At 33.6% G+C, this 551-nt stretch carries 2 pseudogenes; both read right to left on the bottom strand.

The features are described 5' to 3' along the window. Window positions 1-203: pseudogene (locus KGF52_RS21110) on the bottom strand (transketolase family protein); the annotation flags it as partial. Window positions 204-205: 2 nt separating this feature from the next. Continuing rightward, window positions 206-551: pseudogene (locus KGF52_RS21105) on the bottom strand (transketolase); the annotation flags it as partial.

Raw genomic sequence — 551 nt, 5'->3', positions numbered from 1 at the left:
TTTCCACAAGTAGCAAGACCTGCTGCTGTACCAATCATGTCACCTTCTGCTATCCCCATATCAAAAAATCTATCTGGGGCAACTTCTTTAAATGATATACTTTTTGTAGCTTTTCCTAAGTCTGCATCCAATACTACTATATCTTTATTTTCTGCAAGTTCTTTTAATACTTGTCCGTAAGCTTCTCTAGTTGCTATTCCCATTCCTATAGACCTCCTTCTAAATCTTTCAGTGCTTGTTCTGCTTGTTCTGCATTTGGAGCTGTTCCATGCCATGCAGCATTGTTTTCCATAAATGAAACACCTTTACCTTTTACAGTCTTCGCTATTATTACTGTTGGTTTTCCTGTAACTTTTTTAGCTTCATCTATTGCATTTCCTATTTCATCAAAACAATGTCCATTTATTACTATTACATTCCATCCAAAAGATTTAAATTTGTCATCTACTGGACTAACATTCATTACTTCTTCATTAGAACCATCTATTTGTAATCCATTTAAGTCAACAAATGCAATTAAGTTATCTAATTTATAATGTGATGCTGTCATT

Source organism: Clostridioides sp. ZZV15-6597 (genome assembly GCF_020657815.1).
Classification (GTDB): domain Bacteria; phylum Bacillota; class Clostridia; order Peptostreptococcales; family Peptostreptococcaceae; genus Clostridioides.
Note: the sequence above shows the minus strand (reverse complement) of the source record. Positions and strands in the feature narration are given on the sequence as shown.